Raw genomic sequence first — 18171 nt, forward strand, 5'->3', positions numbered from 1 at the left:
AGCTCCGCGATCTGCTGCAGGGTCGCGTTCACGTCGGAGGTCAGCGTGGTCGTCATCGACTGCACCGAAATCGGGTGCTCACTGCCCACGCCGACGGAGCCCACCTGCAGCTGGCGGGTCTTGCGTCGATCGGACAGGACAGGAGGTGGCAGGGCCGGCATTCCCAGTGCGACAGTCATTGGACGGTCTCCTTCATCACCAGCGGCCGGTCACCGTCGAGCCACGTGTCCGATGTGGACATCCGCTCGATGATCGTGCGCGCTGTTTCCTGCGCGGTCAGACCACAGGCCGCGAGCACCTCCGCGCGGGTGCCATGGTCGAGGAACCGTTGCGGCACGCCGAAGTCGAACACCGGCGTCGCCACGCCCGCGTCGCGGAGCGCCTGCGCGAGCCAGGACGAGAAGCCGCCGTGGCGCAGCCCGTCCTCGATCGTCACCACGGCCCGGCGCCCCTCGGCCAGCTCGATCAGCGCCGGGTTCACCGGCTTGATCCATCCGGGATCCACCACGAGCGCCCCGATCCCTTGCAGGACAAGGCGATCGGCGACGTCCATGGCCAGCCCCGCGAACGAGCCCACCGCCACGATCAGGACATCCTCGGCACCTTCGCGCCTGAGCACGTCCAGCCCGCCGCGCTGCTCGATCGCGGTGATGTCGGCGCCGACCTCGCCTTTCGGGAAGCGGACCAGCGTGGGGCCGTCGTCCACCTCGACCGCCTCGCGGAGCCTCGCACGCAGCGTCGCCGCGTCACGCGGTGCGGCGATCCGCAGTCCCGGGACCAGGCCGAACAGCGCCAGATCCCACATTCCGTTGTGTGAAGCACCGTCGTCTCCGGTGATCCCGGCACGGTCCAGCACGAAGGTGACCGCGCACTTGTGCAACGCGACGTCCATCAGCACCTGGTCGAACGCCCGGTTCAGGAAGGTGGAGTAGACGGCGACGACCGGGTGCGTCCCGGCCAGCGCGAGCCCGGCCGCCGAGGTGACCGCGTGCTGCTCGGCGATCCCGACGTCGAACACCCGCTCGGGGAACGCCTTCGCGAACGCGGCGAGCCCGGTGGGTTCGAGCATGGCGGCGGTGACCCCGACGACGTCGTCACGTTCGCCCGCGATGTCCACGAGCTCCGCACCGAACACTGAGGTCCACGACCGCCCCGACGGCTTGACCGGCCGCCCGGTCGCCGGATCGATCACCCGCACCGCGTGGAACTGATCCGCCTCGTCGTTTTCCGCGGGCGCGTAGCCGTTTCCCTTGCGGGTCAGGCAATGCACCAGCACCGGTCCGCCGAAGGCCACCGCACGGCGCAGCGCGTGCTCGACCGCCTCGACATCGTGGCCGTCGACCGGCCCGAGGTACTTCAGCCCGAGGTCCTCGAACATCCCCTGCGGTGCGACGAGATCTTTCACGCCCTTCTTGATCCCGTGCAGCGTCCCGTACACCAGCGGAGCCGGCGCCAGCACTCGCTTCACCCAATCCAGGAAGCGTTCGTAACCACGTGTGGTCCGCAGTGTGGCCAGATGATCGGCGATTCCACCGACCGTGGGCGCGTACGACCGGCCGTTGTCATTGACCACGATGACCAGCGGGCGGTCCTGGGCCGCGGCGATGTTGTTCAGCGCCTCCCAAGCCATGCCGCCGGTCAGCGCGCCGTCGCCGATCACGGCCACCACCGCCCGATCCTCGACGCCACGCAGTTGGTAGCCCTTCGCCAGTCCGTCCGCATAGGACAGCACAGTGGAGGCATGCGAATTCTCGATGACGTCGTGCGGTGACTCGGCTTGCGATGGGTAGCCCGACAGGCCGCCCTTCTGCCGCATACCGGCGAACCGGTCCCGGCGGCCGGTCAGCATCTTGTGCACGTAGGCCTGGTGCCCGGTGTCCCACAGAATGCGGTCGCGTGGAGACGAAAAGACCCGGTGCAGCGCCAGCGTCAACTCCACGGTGCCCAGGTTGGGCCCCAGGTGCCCGCCGGTCCGCGCCACCCGGTCGATCAGGAAGCGCCTTATCTCGGCGGCCAGGCTCCGCAGCTGTTCCGCCGACAGATCCGCGAGATCACTCGGATCGTCGATCGTGTCGAGTAATGCCATCGCGTTCACCGGTCCCGGTAGGCGATCTCGTAGGTCATCGCGGTCAGCTCGTCCCGCCACTCCCGCGCGATCGGAGCGTCCGCGATCGCCCGGCAACTCTGCGCGACCAACGCCGTGATCCGGTCTTCGACGGCCGCACGCACGCCACTGGAGATCAGCGCCTCACGCAGCTTCACCGCGTCCGGCACCGCACCGAGCACCAGCTCGCGCACCTGGTCGTCGCGCTGCATCGCCAGCGCCAGCAGCAAGGTCATCTTGTGCTGGTCGAAGTCGAGCCCCGCGGGCTTGCCGGTGACCTCGGCGTCGCCGAACGCGTCGATGAGGTCGTCCCGCAACTGGAAGGCCTCGCCGAGCGCGGTGCCGTACACCTCGAAGACACCGGCGAGCTCCGGCCTGCCCGCGATGCTGGCTCCGACCACCAGCGGCCGGTGGATGGTGTAGCCACCGGACTTGGCGATCGCGATCTGGCGCGACAGCTGCGGGTCGACGGAGAACTCGGCCGCGGCGCCGATGTCGAGGTACTGGCCGACGATCAGCTCCGCGCGCAGCTCGTTCCACACGGCGTTCGCCGCCGGGGTGTTCGCCATGAACTGATCGGAATAGATCAATGCGAGATCACCGGCGAGGATCGCGACGCTCTCGCCGAACCGGCGCGCCTCGCCCTGCCAGCGCCGGTCCGAGTGCAGCTCCGAATGGTGCGCGTGCACGGTCGGCATGCCGCGCCGTTGCGGCGAGGCGTCCATCACGTCGTCGTGAATCAGCGCGCAGGCGTGCAACAGCTCGAGCGCGATGGCCGCGTGCACGACGCGGCGGTCGTCAGGATCGCCGCCTGCCGCGAGGAATCCGCTCACGCAGAAGGCGGGGCGGATACGCTTTCCTCCTGCCTCGACGAGAGTGGTGACGGCCTCGATCGGGACCACCGCGCGCGGGTTCAGCTCGGCCCATTTGAGGCGCTCGGCGGCGAGGAAGTCACTCATCTGCCGCTCCACCAGGTCCAGCAACCGGCGGCTGGTATGGCGGATCGCCGCAACGGCGTCGGGTGCTGAGACGTCCGTGGTCATGTCATCCTCCCAACTGGTCTGCGCCGTGCCCGCCGCGCTTCGCGCCGGCGAGCTGTGGCATGGAGAACACGACGTCCTCCTTCGAGGTGGACTCGATCTCCAAGTCCGCAAATCCGTGTTCGACGAGCCGGTCGAGCAGCTGTTCCACCAGTACCTCGGGAACACTCGCGCCCGAACTGACGCCGATCGTTTCGGCACCGGTCAGCCATGACTCGTCCAAATAGGACACATCGGGTAGCAGGTGCGCCGCGGTGCCCGCGTCGCGGGCGACGTCGACCATGCGCTGTGAGTTGCTCGAGTTCTCCGAGCCGACGACGATCACCAGATCCGCTTTCCCGGCAAGGGACTTGATCCCGTTCTGCCTGTTCTGGCTGGCGTAGCAGATGGTGTCGCTCGCGGGGACCGCGAGATCCGTGAAGCGGTCGCGAAGACGGTCGACGATACCGGCCGTCTCGTCCACCGACAGCGTGGTCTGCGTCAGATAAGCGACCGGCAGGTCGTCGTCGATTTCCAGCCGGTCCACGTCTTCCACGGTCTCGACCACGATCGTCTTCTCCGGAGCCTCGCCACGGGTTCCTTCGGTCTCCTCGTGATCGTTGTGCCCGATCAGGAGCAACGTGCGATCGTCGCGCACGACGCGGCGGGCCGCTTGGTGAACCTTGGCCACCAGCGGGCAGGTCGCGTCGATGACGTCGAGGCGCCGGGCATCCGCGTTCGCCCGCACAGCAGGGGAAACACCGTGCGCGGAGAACACGCACACGGCACCCTCCGGCACCTCGTCCTCGGAGTCGACGAAGTGCGCGCCCTTACGCCGCAACATGTTCACGACATGGTGGTTGTGGACGATCTCCTTGCGCACATAGACCGGCGCCCCGTGGACCGCCAGCGCACGCTCGACCATCGCGATGGCCCGATCGACACCGGCGCAGAACCCGCGAGGCTCGGCGAGTAGCACCTTTTTCCTTGGCAGGTTGAAATCCATGGCTCCATCCCGCATCGCGAAGGGTGCCGGTCCCGCATTCCACAGGGAACGGGGGACGGCACGCTGATGAGCTGGGGTTTCGTCCGTGGCCAAGCACCGGAAGATCACCGGTTACTTTTTCCGGGCACGCCGGACGCGCCGAAAGCGTGACACAGGCCAGGGAACACCACCAAGCGGGAGTGATCCAGGTCACACTTCACCGGGATGCCTATTGTCGTATCGACAACACCAGGAAGGTTCCGGCTAACTGCGAATATGGCCTCGACTTGACCGGCAACTTGGGGGAACGATGCACACCCGGCTCGGCAAATGCGCTAACCTCGGCTGGGGCGGAAGGGGGATCGGCATGGAATGACGACGCGGCGCAGGTTATCCAATGCGCACACAGTATGACGAGCTTCTCTTTGCTCTTCCGCACTTTCCTGGGGGAAAGTTGACTATCCGTATATGTGAAACACGTTGTTTCCAAAATATTGAGACGAAGCACTCCGCCGTCTCCGACGGAGTACGCATCTGCGCTTCATGCCGCACCGCACTGCTGCGCGACCTGACCAGACTGCCTCACCTGCACCGAGCCTGCGAACACGAGCTCACCCCCCGTGCCAATCCCACGGCCGAGCGCGTACGCCGCACCCGGCGCCGGAACATGCCGCTCAATGAAGCCGCCGTCGACGCACGTTCGGACATCGTGCGCACGCTCGCATCCTGGTCGGGCCTCGTGGCCGAGCAGCACCAGATCGGCACGCCACCCGACCGCCGCGCCGATATGCTCGCGGAATTCCTGATCCGGCACATCGATTGGCTGAGCGCACATCCGGCAGTCGCCGAATTCGCGGAGGAAATCAGCGCGGTCACCCAATCCGCACACCAGGTGGCGTACCCCGGCACCAACCCCGCCGTGAAAATCGGGCCCTGCCCGCACGACGATTGCGACAGCACGGTCCACGCATTCCTCAACCACGAGGATGACCTTCGCCCGGCCCACGTCGCATGCGATGCCGGCCACGCTTCACCACCCCATCAATGGCTCAAGCTACGCCGCCGCATGGCGGCTTTCGCGAAGCATGAGAGCTGATGGGCGCAGCACGTCAAACCGTGCCCACTCAGCTAGCCGCATTGGCGGCCGGCGTTTCGGAAGCAACCATCCGGAAATGGGCGAGCAGGGGGAAACTAACCCGGTACGGCAGCCCCGGAAAAGCCGAGTACGACCTCGCTGAATTGACCGCATTGATCGAGGGCGACGCGCGTCATCAGCACGGCTGACAAGGCGGCTCACGGCATTTCCGGACAGCCAAGCACTCAGAACGGTTCTGTGACACGGCGCACCAGCTCGCGACGCGTGGCATGTCAACCCGGCCCTGCCGACTGGGGTCGTGAGTGGCGTGGCCGGTTATTTGAGGGGAAAGCGAAACATGGCGTGTCGCGGGGTAGCTGGGTGAGGGCCTCCCTCACCCGAATATCTGGGTGAGGGAGGCCCTGACTGCCCGGATTGGGTGAGGGAGGCCCTCACCCAATCCGGGCTACGCGGGTAGTCGGGCGAGCTTGCCGAGTGGGGGGTCGTGAGTGTTTTCGCCGGTTAGAACCGGCCGGAACACTCACGACCCCCATGTCCAAGCCGAGCCCACGATCACGCCACCTTTGCGCTTCCCCTCAATAGAACCGGCCACGCCACTCACGACCCCTCAGGCGCTGCGGCCGGTCGTGACAATGCGAAAACCGGTCTGTGGAAAGGAAGCCGGGGAGGCTCAGTGCGGGCCGCCGCCCATCGACGAGTTGTCGTAAGTGCCGGGTCCGGAGCGGTAGGGGTAGAGACCCCGCTTCCTGCCACGCCGGACTCGGCGGCCCAGCAGCATCCCGATGGTGAGAAGAATCAGGATGACCAGGAGCGCTCCGCCGCCGAGGAGTACCAGCGCCGTTCCCATCGTCATCAGGCGAGTTTAGGCGCCGCGACCAGGTGCTCCGACCCGGTGCCCGCGGCTTCCGGCTGACTCGTCAAGGCGATCACACCCCCTGGCCTGCGCAAGGTCCAGCTACTCAAGTAGGCAGACCCGGACCGCTTGGGGCACATACCTTCTCTTGATCTTCTTCGGCTCGGCGGCGTCGGTATTCCGCTGCCCTGGCCTGGTAGTTCTGGTGTTCCCGCGCGTGGTCCGGGGGAAGGTGCGGCGCGTCGGGGGAGGTCGTGGCGAAGAACCGCCTGAGCGCGGTGTTCGAGTTCACGGCGAGTTCCCCGGAGCGCGGGAACATCGCTGCTTCGTAGCGCGCGACCGCGTCGTCGAGACTGCTCTCCTTTTTGATGGCGTGCGCGAGTTCCGCGCCGTCGAGCAACGCGAGGTTCGTGCCGTGGCCGCCGAAGGGCGCCATCAGATGGGCGGCGTCGCCGATCAGGGTGACGCCGGGGGCGTGGTCCCAGGTCAGCGGAGCGGGCAGGGCCCAGAAGCCGCGTTGCACGTAGTCGCTGTCGTTGTCGGTGATCAGTGGGCGCATGACGGTGGACCATTCGCTGAACTCACGCACCAGGTGGGATCGGACCGCGTCGCGGTCGGTGACGTCCACGCGTGCCGTGACATGCCAGTCCAGTTCGGCGCGGAAGGCCACGTAGCCGCGGACCACGCCGTTGCTGTTGCGCTGGACGATCACCGCGCGGCCGTTGCCGTCGGTGGAGAACATGTGGCCGTCTCCGACGATCGCGGCGACTTCCGGGTGCCGGGTGTCCACGTCGTCGAATCGGGCATCGAGGAAGTGGACACCGAGGTACTGCGGCCGCGCGTCGGTGAGCAGGGGCCGGACCTTCGACCAGGCGCCGTCGGCGCCGATGACGAGATCGGCTTCCGCGCTGGCGCCGCCCGCGAACTCCAGCCGGTGCGCCCCGCCCCCGAGCGGGGTGAGGTGGACGAGTTTGTGCCCCCAGCGGACCGTGCCGGGCTTGAGGTGCTCGTAGAGCATGGTGCGCAGCTGGCCGCGGTCGATCTCGGGAGCCGCCTCGTCGCCCTCGGCGGGTGTGAATTCGGCGAGGACGGTGCCGTGATGATCCCGGCGGGTCTTGGCCTGGCCCTCGACGCGCGCCAACGCGCGGAAGGCGGCCATCAGCCCGGCGTCCTCCAACGCGATCTGACCGGCGTCCGCGTGGAGGTCGAGCGTTCCTCCCGGATCACGGGAGTCCACGGTGGCGTCCGCGTCGAACACCACCGGCTGGATGCCGTGTCCCTGGAGGACACGGGCGCACATCAAGCCTGCGGGTCCGCCGCCGACGATGGCGATGCGGGATGGGGTCGTCATGAGGATGAATCCTTTCCGCGTCTGGTGTCGGGCCGAGCAGCCCGACCTTCACCACGGTAGGTGAAACCGATCTAAAAGTCTAACAGTTCTACTTTTGGATCGGTTCAACACGCGCGCTAAGGTGAGGACGTGACAGAGACAGGACGCCGCGAGCGCAAGAAGGCCGCCACCCGCCAAGCACTGGCGGACGCCGCGCTGGAGCTGTTCCTGGAGCGCGGCTACGACGCGGTCGGCGTGCGGGAGATCGCCGACACCGCCGACGTCTCGGTGGCCACCCTGTTCAAGCACTTCCCCGAGGGCAAGGAAGCACTGGTCTTCGACCAGGACACCGATCGCGAGGCCGCGCTCGTCGCCGCTGTCCGCGACCGCCCCAGCGGACAATCCATCCCCCAGGCGCTGCGCGGGCTGCTCCGGGACGAGCGCTCCCGGCAGGTAGGCACCGACCCGCGCCTCGCTGACTTCCTCCGCCTGATCGACACCACTCCCGCACTGCGCGAGTACTTTCGCCGCATGTGGCTGCGCCACGAGAACGCACTGTCGGCGGCGATCGCCGCCGACACCGGACTACCCGAGGACGACATCCGCTGCCAGGCGCTGGCCCACTTCGCCCTCGAATCCGTCGCACTCGTCCGAGGGCGAGACGACGCCGAATCCGCACTCGACCGGATCTTCGCCTTGCTCGACACCGGCTGGACCGGCACGACGAAGGAATCCGCGAGGCGCGGCAGCACCTGAAGTGGACTGCCCGCAGCGGCAGCGCTGACGGCCCTCGCCTGAGCTTCACTTGTGGGTGCTGATGTCCCGGAGCGTGCAGAACGGGGGAGGGCAAATGTGGCGTGGTTGTCGCTGGCTGGGCGCGGGCCTTCCTCACCCAGTCGACCGTCGATGAAGGCTCACGACCGCTAACCCAACAAGTCAAGCAAGTTGACTGAGGGGGATTTGAGGCGTTGAACGACCCATTTCCTCCTCAGTCAACCGGCCTGACCTTGCCAGCAGGTGACCAGCCGCAGCCCGCGGGACGGCGGCACCTTTGATCTTCCGCCCAATACCTCACGCTGAGTGCGACCTTTGTGGACACTGAATCGGGCGCGGTTCATCGGCCGTGCGACAGCTGAATCCCGAGCCAGTCGCTGGCGGACAACTTCTCCGCGCGCCATGGCAATCGCAGCGAGACGCGAGCACCCCATACTTCCGTCCGATGGCGACCGAGGGCAAGGAGACTTCCGGTCTCCGTGCACAGCGACGAATTGCGGCGACATCCGGCCCGCGCGGGCCGCCTGAGGACTTTGGAGCAGTCAATGAGCCGACCAGGCCCGGACACCGGCCACACCTCGCTCGCCACGAACGTCCTCGGCGTGCCCGGAATCGTGTTCCTCGTGCTCGCCGCGGTCGCGCCGCTGACCGGGATGGTCGTGATCGCGGCGATCGGTATCGCGGTCGGCAACGGCGGCGGCATGGTCGCGGCGTTCCTGCTCGCGATGATCGTGCTGCTGCTGTTCGCGGTCGGCTACGCCCAGATGTCGAAGGTTCTCACCAGCGCGGGCGGTTTCTACGCCTTCGTGGTCAAAGGACTGGGCAAGACCATGGGGCTGGTCGCCGGGTTCGTCGCGATGCTCGGCTACAACTGCTTCGTCGCGGGAGCGATCGGCACCAGCGGGTTCTTCACCGCCGCGGTGTTCAAGGATGTCTTCGGCCTCGATCTCGACTGGAGCGTGTGGAGCGCGGTCTCCGTCGTGCTGGTCTTCCTGCTCAGCCGCCGCGGCATCGGCGTCAGTGCGAAAGTGCTGGGCGTCTCGCTGGTCCTCGAGGTGTCCATCCTGCTGATCCTGGACTTCAGTGTGCTGTTCCGGCACGGGTTCTCCTTCGCCGCGTTCGCCCCGTCCGTGATGCTGCAGGGTGCGAGCGGGCTGGCGCTGCTGTTCGCCGCGAACGCGTTCATCGGATTCGAGGCGACGGCGCTGTTCGGCGAAGAGGCCAAGAACCCCGTGCGAACGATTCCGCGGGCGACCTACATCGCCATCGGGTTCATCGGGGCGTTCGCCGCGTTCACCACCTGGGCCGTGGTCAGCGCGATCGGCGTGGCACAGGCGCAGGACGTCGCCGTCGCACACCTGTCGGCGGGTGACCTGGTGTTCTCGGTGTCGCAGGACTACCTCGGCGGCGGCTTGACCAAGGCGATGATGCTGCTACTGGTCGTCAGTCTGTTCGCGGCCCTGCTGGCGCTGCACAATTCCGCCACTCGCTACCTGTATGCGCTGGGCCGGGTCCGGGTCCTGCCGAGCCCACTGGGCCGCACCCGCGTGGGTAACGGCGCGCCGCAGCACGCCGCGCTCGCCCAGCTGGCCTTCGGCTCGGCGGTGGCGCTGGTGTTCCGGATCGCCGGCCTCGACCCGGTCGCCGACCTCACCGCCAGCATGACCGGCTTCGGCACCCTGGGGATTCTCACCTTGCAGCTGCTCGCGGCGGTCGCGATCCTGGTCCACTTCCGCCGGACACGCGACCGCCGAGTCGTGAAGACGTTCCTCGCACCCGGCCTGGGCGCGGCGGGCCTGGGGCTCATCGTGACACTGGCAATCTTGAACTTCCCGACGCTGGCCGGTTCCAGCAACGGCATCGTCCCGCACCTGCCGTGGCTGCTCCTGGTCGTCGCCCTTGCCGGGCTCCTGACAGCCGCATGGCTACGCCGGTACCGCCCCGAGACCTACCAGGCACTGGAAACCGACCTGGAGGCCGGACAGCGGTCGTGAGTGGTATCGCCGGTTCTAACCGGCCAAAACACTCACGACCCCGGGGTGGAGCCGGTGCTGCGCAGGAAAGTGAGGGCGGCCAGCACCCGCAGGTTGTAGAGCGACCCGCGGCTTTCCGGCAGCCCCAGCTTGTGCGTGACGTTGTGCACCTGACCCTCCACGGTGGAGATCTTGGTGCCCATCTCGCGGGCGATGCCCCGGTTGGACCTGCCCTCGGCCATCAGCCCGAGAATCCGCCGCTCGTGTGGCGTGAGCAGCTCGAGCGGGTCGGCGACGCGGCGGCGGGACATCAGTTTGCCGATGATGTACGCGTCGATGACGACCTCGCCGCGGATGATCCTGGTGAACGCCTCGATCAGCTCGTCCAGGTCGCCCAGCCGCTCCTTGCCGAGGTAACCGATGGCGCGCGGGACCTCTTCCATGCTCAGCAGCCGCTCGGCGAACGCGGCCTCGGTGTAGTCCGACAGCATCAGCAGGCCGACGTCCGGGTAGCGGCCGCGTACCTCCTCGGCCACCGCGAGCCCGTCGGTGTCCTTCGCGTCGACCAGCCGGATGTCGAGCAGCGCCAGATCCGGCGCGGTCTCGTCGACGAGCGGCAGCGCCTCCTCCCTGGTCCTGGCCCGGCCGACCACGTCGATGCCCCGGCCACGCAACGAGTCGGTGAGCAGGTCGAGCAACAGGCCCTCGTTCTCCACGATCACGATTCGCACAGCGCTTCTCCCGGGATGACGGCCCGCACCGTGGTGCCATGGCCTGGTGGACTCACGAAGGTCAAGCGTCCGTTCACCGCTTCCGCACGCGCGCGCAGCCCGTTGAGCGCGGACGCGCCGCCTCGGCCGTTGTCGGTGACTTCGACGACGAGCTGACCGGGCTCCGCCTGCACGCGGACGCCTGCTTCCGTCGCTTTGGCGTGCTTGTAGACGTTGGCCAGCGCCTCGCTGATCACGAAGTACGCGGTGACCTCCACTTCCTCCGGCCATCGCCGCGGCGAAACGGCGAAGGTGACCGGCAGCGCGGCCCGGTCGGCCAGGTTCTCCACGGCCGCGGTGAGGCCGTGGTCGCGCAGCACGGTCGGGTAGATGCCCTGGGTCAGCTGACGCATCGTGCGGACCGCGTCGGTCAGCTCGGTGTGCGCCCGGCGGACGGCGGCGCTGGGGTGCTCGTGCTCGGCTGTGTCCAGCAGCATCAAGATCCGGAAGAACCGGGCCTGGGTCTCGTCGTGCAGATCGCGCTGGATGCGCTGCCGCTCGGTGGCGGCCGTCTGCGCCAGCTGCCTGCGCGAGGCGCGCAACTGCTCCAGCTGGGCCTGCAAGGTCGCGTACATGCGGGCGTTGTCGATGGCCAGCCCGACCGCCGCCACCGCCGCGTCCATCACCTTCGGCTGGGCGTCCAGCGCCGGGTCGTGCTCGATCACCGCGATCAGCCGGTCCCGCCTGCGCACCTCGGTGGTCGAGCCTGCGCCCGCGAAGACCCGCCTGCCGTGGATGTCGACCAGCTCCCCACTGTCCAATGTGTACTTGATGGTCAGCGTCGGGTCGTCGAGGCCCTTGCTCAGCGTGTGCTGCAGCGCCGCCGGGTCGGCGAAGGCCGTGTAGTCGCGTTTGATGTCCACCAGCAGGTTGACCAGCACCTCCGGCGCGAGTTTGCGCAGCACCCAGCGCACCAGGTACAGCAGCGGCACCATCACGATCACCGCGATGGTGAACAGCCACGCCAGCGCGGTCTTGACCGCCAGCGAGGTGGTCAGCACGGTCGCCACCGCCTCGGCGATCTTGAACGAGGCGGCGGCGATGAACCCCAGCCACACCGGCCCGGTCGGGCGGCGCCGCAGCTTCGCCGTGCTCAGCCACCGCCACAGCACGATGCCGGTCGCGCCGATCCCCATGACCGCGCCGAGCGCGCTGCCCAGCGTGCCCCAGAACGTCACCGGCTTGGCGATGCCGATTCCCCACGGCGGCGTCGGATGGTCGACGAAGTAGCGCGCGACCTGCGTGCCGATCGAGATGACGTACGAGGCCACCACGTAGCCCCAGTCCACCCGGCCGCTGAGCCGCCCGGTCGGCCACGTCATCAGGACGTGCGCCGCCACGCCCATCCACGCGTAGGCCAGACAGAACCCGACGGCGAACAGCACGCCGTCGGCGGAGCGGAGATACTGCAGGTAGTAGACGGCGGCGCCGAACACCATGAGCGCGCCGATCCGCGGGGACGGCAGCCGGACCCACACGACGAGCCCCGCGACGATGACCACGACGCCGACCACGCGCGGCGGGAACTCCTGCCACCACAGCGAACCGTCGGCGGGCCACGACACGGCCATCGTCCAGGCGAACACGGCGAGCGCGGCGGCTCCCGCCCACCAGCGCTGACCTGCCGCGTTCACCGTCACGTCGGTACCTCCCTGACAGATCATCTACACGCCACCACGGTTGGCAACCAAGGTTTCCGGGTCTTCCGGCCAGGTTTCCAGCCCACGCCAGGTCAAGGTCTTCCCGGCGACCGCGCCGCCACGGCGGCGCAGGCTGTAGTCGTACCGCGACAAGGGAGGAAAACCCATGAGAATCCGACGATTGGCGGCGCTCGCACTGGCCGTCGTCTCACTGCCGTTGACAGCGACCGGCGTCGCACACGCCGACACCGCGGAGGCGCTGGCGGCCTGCCGCCGGTCCGCGGCTTCGGACTTCAGCGACATCAACGTGATCGTCCAGGGCAACGGCGGCGGGAGCGTCCCGAGGGGCGCCGATCCCGGCAACGTGCTGCGCACCGGCGACGTGTTCCTGCTGCTCCCGTCGTTCTACGCGAAGGTCAAGATCGACAGCTGGCTATGGGGCCCCAGCTACGGCGAGAACGGCAACGGTGTGCGGGCGGCGAACGACTTCCCCTATCCGGGCCTTTCCCAGTACTCGGCGGTGCTGCGTTTCAACAACAACCCGACCGGCTGGGTCGGCGCGCCAGCGCAGGCGACCGCGTTCGCGCAGTGCACCGTCTGGGGCGGTCCGCGGGTCCGCCTGCTCTTCGGCGTGAACGACAGCAAGCTCAGTGACAACAGCGGCTACTGGTGGTTCAGCTACTACCAGTACATGCACGACCGCACCCACCGCTGACCTCGAAGGAGGATGGCATGCGACGCGGCGGCATGGTGACAACGCTCGGCCTGATCGGCAGCCTGCTGGGGATACTCGGATTCCTGGGTGTGCAGACCTATCATGATCTGGAACGGCCCGCTCGCGCTCCGGCCAGCAGCGTGGTGCGCCAGGTCGACGTCCCGGCGCAGGACAACTGGGATTACATCCACCTGGCCGATGACGCCTGTGCCGCCGCGGTCGCCAGGGTCGGCGAAGCGAACAAGTACGCCAACAGCGGCAAGCTGTTCGTCAGCTGGGCCAAGAAGGTCGGCGAGCTGCGCGCCGACCTTCTTGGCCGCTGGAAACAGACCGCGACCGCGGGCCGGTCAGCCGCGCTCGCCAACGAGACCGCGAAGGTTTGGTCCGATTACGCGAACGCCAACTGGCATTGGACCGAGATGACCAAGCAGGTCTCCGCAGGCCGTCTCGACGCGGCCCGAGGCCAGTTCGACCAGTACCGCAAGTACGACGACTCGGCCGTGCAGCGCGCCAACCAGCTCGGCTACAGCATCTGCAACTACGCCTGGGCCCGCCCGGTTTCCTGGTAGTCGCGAGGTGTCCATGCGCGATAACCGGCATTCACCCGATTCGCGCGATCATGGATAATCGCCGACCATGACGAATGCGGATTCAGGAGAAAGTCCTACAATTTTCAAGGATCTCCTGAAAAGCCACCGGCTCCGCGCGAAGCTCACCCAAGAAGAGCTTTCCGACAGCTCCGGCGTCAGCGTCCGGGCCATCAGCGACATGGAACGCGGAGTCGCCAAAGGACCTCGGAGTCAAACGGTCACGGCGCTCGCGGCCCCCTTGGGCTTGAGTGAGCCTGAGCTGGCGCGGTTGCACAAGAGCGCGAGGCGGGGCCGGGCTCAGCCGGACAACCCCACCGCTGTCCCGTTCCCGGCGTACGCGCTGCCTGCCGATCTCGACGATCTCACTGGTCGCGAGCATGATCTCGACGCCCTGCGCGCGCTCGCCGAGGAACTGCGCGGCGCCAACCTCCGGTCGGGGCGGGTGGCGGTACTGAGTGGTCCGCCTGGTGCGGGCAAGACCAGTCTCGCCGTGCGGGCGGCTCACGAACTCGCCGCCGGATTCCCCGATGGTCACCTCTTTTTGAAACTGCGGGGAATGTCGCCCGAACCACGCGATCCGGCCGCTGTATTACAGACGGCCCTGCGCGCCCTCGGTGTCGATGCGCAAGCCATTCCGGCGGAGCCGGAACAACGGGCAGGCCTGTGTCAGGCGCTGCTCAAGGATCGGGCCATGCTGATCGTGCTCGACGACGCCGCCGACGAAGCGCAAGTGCGCCCGCTGCTCATCGGTGGCGGACGATGTCTCACGCTGATCACCGCCCGCCAGATGCTGGTGGGGCTCGAGGGTTCGAGGCGCCTGTCTCTCGGCGTGCTCGACCGGGATGACGCCGTCGCGTTGCTCACGAGCATCGCGGGTCCGCGTGTCACGCAGGAGCACACGGCAGCCCTCGAGCTGGTGGACTTGTGCGATCGGCTGCCGCTCGCGCTGCGGATAGCCGGTAACCGGCTCGCCAGCCGGCCTGCTTGGTCTCTGTCGGGGCTCGTCGAACAGCTGCGCGACCGCAACAAGCGCTTGACCACCCTTACCGCGGGCAGCCTCAGCGTGCGAGCCGTGATCGAGCTGTCTTATCGTCAGCTGTCCCCGGCCGCGGCCATGGCCTTCCGCAGGCTCTCGCTCGTGCCCTCGGCCGACTTCTCCGTCGGAGCGGCGATGGCGCTCATCGACGCCGCGCACGAGCGCGAGGTGGTCGACATCCTGGAGGGACTGGTCGACGACAGCCTGCTGCAGGTCTCCGACCGGGACGGCCGGTATCAATTCCACGACCTGCTCGCGGTGTTCGCCGCGGAACAGCTCGCTCAAGAGGAGTCCGAGGAGGCGGCCGAGGCCGCCCAGCGTCGGCTGACCGACTGGCTGGTCGGCACCGCGATCGCGGCGTTCAGCTACTTCCAGTCCGGGGACTTCTACCCGGCCGGCCAGGTGACGGGGTCGCCGACCGAGACGCTTTCGTTCAGCGACCGCGCCGGCGCACGTCGCTGGCTCGATGTCGAGGCCGACAGCTGGCTCTCGGCCGCGCGGCGCTCGGCCACTCACGGCGGGCATCAGCAGCTCAACGAGCTGGCCAACACTTTGCCCTGGTTCATGGACATCGGCGAGAGCATGAACGCCGCCTACGAGGTCTTCGAACTCGCGGTGCGGTCCGCCGTGGCGATCGGCAGCAAGCACGACGAGGCGACCCATCGCATCAACATCTCCTTCATGCACGCAACCGTCTTCGGCCGGCCGGATGCCGCCATCGAGGCGGCGCGGGAGGCGTTGGAAGCGGCGGTGGCGGCCGGCGACCCCACCAATCAAGGCTGGGCGAAGGTCGCGCTGATGAGCGGCTACCTCTACACGGGCACACCACCGGCCTCGACCGCACTGCTCGACGAAGCGGCAAGACTGTTCGAGGAGGGCGATTGCCAGCTCGGCAGGCAGTACGTACGCATCATCCGAGCCAATTACTGCCACACGGCGGGGCTGTTCGCCGACGCGGCGCTGGAATTCGACGCCTGCATCAGCGATCTGCGACAGCAGCAGCCCGGCACTCCCACCCCGGGCAACGACGCCACCCACGCCCACCTGCTGGTGCGCTCGGCGGTCAACCTCGCGACGCTGAACTCATTCGAGCTGGCGGTGAGCCGATGCGACGAAGCGTTCCGGTTGTACGACCGCTGGGGTTCCAGCATCGGCAAGGCACAGGCGCTCCGAACCAGCGGCACTGTGCAAGGGCGACGCGGCGAACACGCGGACGCACGGAAGCGCTTGACCGCGGCACTGGAGCTGTTCGAAAAGATAGGAATGCTGCAGTGCCAGGCCGACGCGCTGTGCGAACTGGCCGATTCAGCAGATCAGCTCGGCGACGCGGACACCGCGCGAGAAGAACGAGAACACGCGCTTTCGCTCTATGAGATGCTCAATAGCAACAAAGCGGCCGAGTTACGAGCGAAGATGGGATGACCAGCACGAAGCTTTTCGTCTCATGTCCAGGTTCTGTTCATGACGACAACCTCGGCTGGAAGCCGACCACACGGATCCGTGCCGGAGAAACCCGCGGAAGCACCGTGCTTCCGCGCGGACGCAGCCGTCATCTCCGGAGGCATCGATTCCAGCAAATCGAGCAGCGCCGGCGTCGAGGGTGGCACGATCTGATGCCATCGCATCGGCGCGGACCGGGAGCGGCCAGCGATGTCGCCCGCGTGCGACGTTTTACATATTTTGAAGGCAACCTCTTCGCGCTGTTGCCCCTCCTCACGAGAAGCCAATAGCTTGAATCGACAGCCGAAAGCCGCATTCTTTGCCGGCACGCGATGGGATTCAGGGATAGCCATGGGCGAAATCACGACCATCAACATCCTGCTGATCGGCGGATGCGGCCACTGGGCAGCCAAGGAGAACCACGTTCCAGCGTTACTGAAGATGAAGGAGCAGGGCACACCGGTCCGGGTCGGCGCGATCTGTGATCCGCGCGATCCCTACCGGGACGGCATCGCCGCCGCCGGCATGGGACCACTGACCACGCTGCTGGGGCTCGACGCGCCGAAGTGGCTCAACCCGGCGGGCATGTCACCTGCCGAGGTTCACCACATGCTGGACGGCTTGCACGCCGACGAGCGTTTCGACGCCGTCATCATCGCCTGCGACCCGGTGCACCACACGGTCTACCTGCGCTGGGCGACCATCCGCGGGGTGTCCGCGTTGTGCGACAAGCCCATCGTCTGCGCGGAAAACGCGTCGTGGGATCCGGTGAACGCTCTGCGCATCGAAACCGAGTACGAAGACCTCCTGCACACGGTCGCGCGACAGGACAAGACCTTCCATATCGCGGTGCCACTGCGCAGGCGGGCGAACGACGCCTACTTGACCGTCGCCAAGGAGATCCAGGATGTCTACGGCGAGTTCAAGCAGGGTGTCACGAGCATCAATCTGGTGAAAAACGCCGGCATGTACCGGTTTCCGGCCGAGTACGCGCTCGGGGACGCACACGGCTATCGGTCGGGGGTCGGGTCGCTGGCGTTCTCCAGCTACCACTTCATCGACGTTCTCGCGTGGTATCTGTCCGAGGCGCCAGGCAAGGCGACCCGGCTCTCGCTGACCATGCCCTACCTGCGGCGGCTCGGTGACTACCTCAAGACCGACGAGGCCACCATGCTCGGCGAACTGCTCGGCGGCCAGGAGGCAGGCACGAGCGTCGATCTGCCGCCGGAAATGCTTCGCGCCGAGGTGGACTTCGTATTCCATGCCGAATTGCTGGACGAGGACGATACCAAGCTGGGATTGATCTCCTATTCGTGCTTCAACAACACCTACTCCCATCGCACGACCGGCCTGAGCGAGATCGACAGCGTGGATCTGGTGCCGTTCCGGGAAAAGGGGCGGATGTCCCAGTTCGTCATGGACATCAACCAAGGGAATCTGCAGCACCTGGTCATGCGCAAGAACGATGTCGTCGGCGAGGACTACGAGATCGAGATCCAGCGTCGGCGTAACCCGCGTATCAGTGACGAACCCCGGCGGGACTGGAACTTCGCCAACGCACACGCCGGCAGCCAGGTGACACCGCAGGACCTCACCCGGGGATTCGTGCACCTCGCCGCGAAGCAGGAAGTGGCGCCGGAGATCCGCCGCCAGATGTCCTTCCTGCACGAGCAGCGGCTCAGTCACCGGCTGTTCTCGGGGTGCTATCAGCTGATCGCCCAGGACTTCGCCGACAGCACGCCTGCTCGGCGCCTGATCCAGCTGTGAAGAGAGCCTGACATGCGGGTGGACGCCTACCGAGGCGTGCTCCGTTCTGGGCGTTCACCGTTGTCGGACTGGCCGGTGC

General features: G+C 67.3%; 16 protein-coding genes. 7 read left to right on the forward strand and 9 right to left on the reverse strand.

What is annotated here, in order from left to right; translation table 11 throughout:
- From BLV57_RS42885 to BLV57_RS18935, 4 genes are all read right to left on the reverse strand, one after another.
- Positions 1–179 (reverse strand): flavodoxin-dependent (E)-4-hydroxy-3-methylbut-2-enyl-diphosphate synthase (locus BLV57_RS42885; RefSeq protein ID WP_176968699.1); only part of this gene is annotated, 179 nt, incomplete at its 3' end.
- The gene (gene dxs, locus BLV57_RS18925; protein WP_091291859.1) at positions 176–2086 is read right to left on the reverse strand and encodes a 1-deoxy-D-xylulose-5-phosphate synthase; all 1911 of its coding nucleotides are present in this window, start codon (positions 2084–2086) and stop codon (positions 176–178) included. The genes BLV57_RS42885 and dxs, both read right to left, overlap by 4 nt.
- Before the next feature lie 5 nt (positions 2087–2091).
- The gene (locus BLV57_RS18930) at positions 2092–3147 is read right to left on the reverse strand and encodes a polyprenyl synthetase family protein (protein ID WP_091290494.1); all 1056 of its coding nucleotides are present in this window, start codon (positions 3145–3147) and stop codon (positions 2092–2094) included.
- 1 nt (position 3148) lies between these two features.
- Positions 3149–4129 (reverse strand): 4-hydroxy-3-methylbut-2-enyl diphosphate reductase, encoded by a 981-nt coding sequence (locus BLV57_RS18935; protein WP_245757397.1) that lies wholly within the window; start codon positions 4127–4129, stop codon positions 3149–3151.
- 376 nt (positions 4130–4505) lie between these two features.
- On the opposite strand from BLV57_RS18935, the gene BLV57_RS42890 reads away from it, so the two are divergent.
- The gene (locus tag BLV57_RS42890; RefSeq protein WP_143047099.1) at positions 4506–5204 is read left to right on the forward strand and encodes a hypothetical protein; all 699 of its coding nucleotides are present in this window, start codon (positions 4506–4508) and stop codon (positions 5202–5204) included.
- 670 nt (positions 5205–5874) lie between these two features.
- Here BLV57_RS42890 and BLV57_RS18950 read toward each other — a convergent pair.
- Complete coding sequence (locus BLV57_RS18950) at positions 5875–6057, reverse strand: hypothetical protein (protein ID WP_091290498.1); 183 nt, start codon at positions 6055–6057, stop codon at positions 5875–5877.
- Between the two features lie 106 nt (positions 6058–6163).
- Complete coding sequence (locus BLV57_RS18955) at positions 6164–7408, reverse strand: FAD-dependent oxidoreductase (protein ID WP_091290499.1); 1245 nt, start codon at positions 7406–7408, stop codon at positions 6164–6166.
- A gap of 129 nt (positions 7409–7537) precedes the next feature.
- Here BLV57_RS18955 and BLV57_RS18960 point away from each other — a divergent pair, with 129 nt between their 5' ends.
- Together BLV57_RS18960 and BLV57_RS18965 are read left to right on the forward strand one after the other, a co-directional pair.
- Positions 7538–8143 (forward strand): TetR/AcrR family transcriptional regulator, encoded by a 606-nt coding sequence (locus tag BLV57_RS18960; RefSeq protein ID WP_091290500.1) that lies wholly within the window; start codon positions 7538–7540, stop codon positions 8141–8143.
- A 563-nt stretch (positions 8144–8706) separates the two neighbouring features.
- A complete protein-coding gene (locus BLV57_RS18965) occupies positions 8707–10155 on the forward strand; it encodes an APC family permease (protein ID WP_091290501.1) in 1449 nt (482 codons plus the stop codon).
- A gap of 32 nt (positions 10156–10187) precedes the next feature.
- Here BLV57_RS18965 and BLV57_RS18970 read toward each other — a convergent pair whose 3' ends face one another.
- From BLV57_RS18970 to BLV57_RS43315, 3 genes are read right to left on the reverse strand one after another with little or no spacing between them, the layout of a single operon-like run.
- Positions 10188–10865, reverse strand: a complete 678-nt coding sequence (locus BLV57_RS18970; RefSeq protein WP_176968700.1) for a response regulator transcription factor — start codon at positions 10863–10865, stop codon at positions 10188–10190.
- Complete coding sequence (locus BLV57_RS18975; protein ID WP_143047100.1) at positions 10853–12544, reverse strand: sensor histidine kinase; 1692 nt, start codon at positions 12542–12544, stop codon at positions 10853–10855. Before BLV57_RS18975 ends, BLV57_RS18970 begins: the two co-directional genes overlap by 13 nt.
- Positions 12545–12568: 24 nt before the next feature.
- Complete coding sequence (locus tag BLV57_RS43315) at positions 12569–12712, reverse strand: hypothetical protein (RefSeq protein ID WP_176968701.1); 144 nt, start codon at positions 12710–12712, stop codon at positions 12569–12571.
- On the opposite strand from BLV57_RS43315, the gene BLV57_RS18980 reads away from it, so the two are divergent.
- From BLV57_RS18980 to BLV57_RS18995, 4 genes are all read left to right on the forward strand, one after another.
- The gene (locus tag BLV57_RS18980) at positions 12711–13259 is read left to right on the forward strand and encodes a hypothetical protein (protein WP_143047101.1); all 549 of its coding nucleotides are present in this window, start codon (positions 12711–12713) and stop codon (positions 13257–13259) included. The two genes, BLV57_RS43315 and BLV57_RS18980, sit on opposite strands and share 2 nt — an antisense overlap.
- A gap of 17 nt (positions 13260–13276) precedes the next feature.
- A complete protein-coding gene (locus BLV57_RS18985) occupies positions 13277–13828 on the forward strand; it encodes a hypothetical protein (RefSeq protein ID WP_091290505.1) in 552 nt (183 codons plus the stop codon).
- Between the two features lie 67 nt (positions 13829–13895).
- The gene (locus tag BLV57_RS18990; protein ID WP_091290506.1) at positions 13896–16307 is read left to right on the forward strand and encodes a helix-turn-helix domain-containing protein; all 2412 of its coding nucleotides are present in this window, start codon (positions 13896–13898) and stop codon (positions 16305–16307) included.
- Between the two features lie 369 nt (positions 16308–16676).
- A complete protein-coding gene (locus BLV57_RS18995; protein WP_091290507.1) occupies positions 16677–18092 on the forward strand; it encodes a Gfo/Idh/MocA family oxidoreductase in 1416 nt (471 codons plus the stop codon).
- Positions 18093–18171 lie beyond the last annotated feature (79 nt).

The organism is Amycolatopsis xylanica, assembly GCF_900107045.1.
Classification (GTDB): domain Bacteria; phylum Actinomycetota; class Actinomycetes; order Mycobacteriales; family Pseudonocardiaceae; genus Amycolatopsis; species Amycolatopsis xylanica.

Coding starts and splice junctions, on each gene's coding strand:
- BLV57_RS42890 (WP_143047099.1), top strand. CDS start 4,506: ATGCGCACACAGTATGACGAGCTTCTCTTTGCTCTTCCGCACTTTCCT.
- BLV57_RS18995 (WP_091290507.1), top strand. CDS start 16,677: ATGGGCGAAATCACGACCATCAACATCCTGCTGATCGGCGGATGCGGC.
- BLV57_RS18990 (WP_091290506.1), top strand. CDS start 13,896: ATGACGAATGCGGATTCAGGAGAAAGTCCTACAATTTTCAAGGATCTC.
- dxs (WP_091291859.1), bottom strand. CDS start 2,086: ATGGCATTACTCGACACGATCGACGATCCGAGTGATCTCGCGGATCTG.
- BLV57_RS18930 (WP_091290494.1), bottom strand. CDS start 3,147: ATGACCACGGACGTCTCAGCACCCGACGCCGTTGCGGCGATCCGCCAT.
- BLV57_RS43315 (WP_176968701.1), bottom strand. CDS start 12,712: ATGGGTTTTCCTCCCTTGTCGCGGTACGACTACAGCCTGCGCCGCCGT.
- BLV57_RS18955 (WP_091290499.1), bottom strand. CDS start 7,408: ATGACGACCCCATCCCGCATCGCCATCGTCGGCGGCGGACCCGCAGGC.
- BLV57_RS18950 (WP_091290498.1), bottom strand. CDS start 6,057: ATGACGATGGGAACGGCGCTGGTACTCCTCGGCGGCGGAGCGCTCCTG.
- BLV57_RS18980 (WP_143047101.1), top strand. CDS start 12,711: ATGAGAATCCGACGATTGGCGGCGCTCGCACTGGCCGTCGTCTCACTG.
- BLV57_RS18935 (WP_245757397.1), bottom strand. CDS start 4,129: ATGGATTTCAACCTGCCAAGGAAAAAGGTGCTACTCGCCGAGCCTCGC.
- BLV57_RS18985 (WP_091290505.1), top strand. CDS start 13,277: ATGCGACGCGGCGGCATGGTGACAACGCTCGGCCTGATCGGCAGCCTG.
- BLV57_RS18965 (WP_091290501.1), top strand. CDS start 8,707: ATGAGCCGACCAGGCCCGGACACCGGCCACACCTCGCTCGCCACGAAC.